Source organism: Mesorhizobium sp. P5_C1, assembly GCF_054049815.1.
Genome location: NZ_JBFULQ010000984.1, coordinates 1 through 1,273, shown reverse-complemented (window position 1 = coordinate 1,273; position 1,273 = coordinate 1). Strand labels below are relative to the sequence as shown.

Sequence of the window (1,273 nt, the reverse complement as noted above, 5' to 3'; positions counted from 1 at the left end):
CGATGCCGATCGGCTTCTGGAACGATCCCGAGGGCAAGAAATACAAGGCGGCCTATTTCGAGCGCTTCGACAATGTCTGGTGCCATGGCGACTTCGCCGAATGGACCGCCCATGGCGGCCTGATCATTCATGGCCGCTCCGACGCGACGCTCAACCCGGGCGGCGTGCGCATCGGTACGGCGGAGATCTACAACCAGGTCGAACAGATGCCCGAGATTCTGGAAGCGCTGTGCATCGGCCAGGATTTCGACAATGACGTCCGTGTCGTGCTGTTCGTGCGGCTGGCCGCGGGCGTGACGCTCGACGAGGATCTGGAAAAGCGCATCCGGTCGAAAATCCGCACCGGGGCGAGCCCCCGTCACGTGCCGGCAAAGATCGTCGCCGTGTCAGACATTCCGCGCACCAAATCGGGCAAGATCACCGAGCTTGCGGTGCGCGACGTCGTGCATGGCCGCGCCATCAAGAACAAGGAAGCGCTCGCCAATCCCGAAGCGCTGGAGTTGTTCAGGAACCTGCCGCAGTTAGGTTGATCGACTCGGCAAACAACCTCCCAGCATGGATCATCGGGCGCAAACGTGAGCGCCGACACATGGTGTGGCGCCAGGGGATCTCGTGGACATCGGGAGATAGAGAGGCGTGACGGAGGAGAGCGACATGAGCCATGGCGGCCAGCAGTCGGACATAATCTTTCTCACGAATGGCGCGTCGGTCGTGGGTCAAGGGATGAGCCGATTGCAGAGGATTGAGCCCTCAGCGGGCGCGGTGAGTGGAGGCTCTCTTCGCTCAGCCGTAAGCGAAGGTTAAACTGGCAGTTCGATGCGCGGGGGGAAAGACGGTAGCGCAATACCGACTCGAACCCCACAGTGGTTGAATCAAGGTTGCATCACAGCGATCCAGGGACCCTAACCTCCTTCAGAAGCGCGCATTTCGACTGGAGGCGCAAGACAGCAAGTTCGAAAAGCTTCCAGGAACCCCAGGCAACTTGGACGCCGTATCGGACAACAAAGGGCACGGATATCGCAGCGAACGTCCGCAATGGAACGGTCAATATCGTCGGCAAAAGAGCGTCCAAATAGGGCTGTCGGCGGCTTCGTCGTGGGAACGAAAATAGAAGAGAAGCAGAACTTTCGTGTGCATTTTTTGCACATGAACCTCTATAACCATTTGATTTTATTTACCTATCGTCCCCATCCATCATAGGTGCAATGGCTATTCTAAATTCCTGATTTTTCAGCATTTTTCCTTTAACACTAAATCGCTAGACCTTGCCAAG

The 1,273-nt window shown here is 57.2% G+C and carries 1 protein-coding gene; it reads left to right on the top strand.

Features of this window, described 5'->3' with window-relative positions; all coding sequences use genetic code 11:
- On the top strand, nt 1-530 hold a 530-nt coding region (locus ACXJ7R_RS33235; RefSeq protein WP_457155496.1), incomplete at its 5' end, for an AMP-binding enzyme.
- Nucleotides 531-1,273 lie beyond the last annotated feature (743 nt).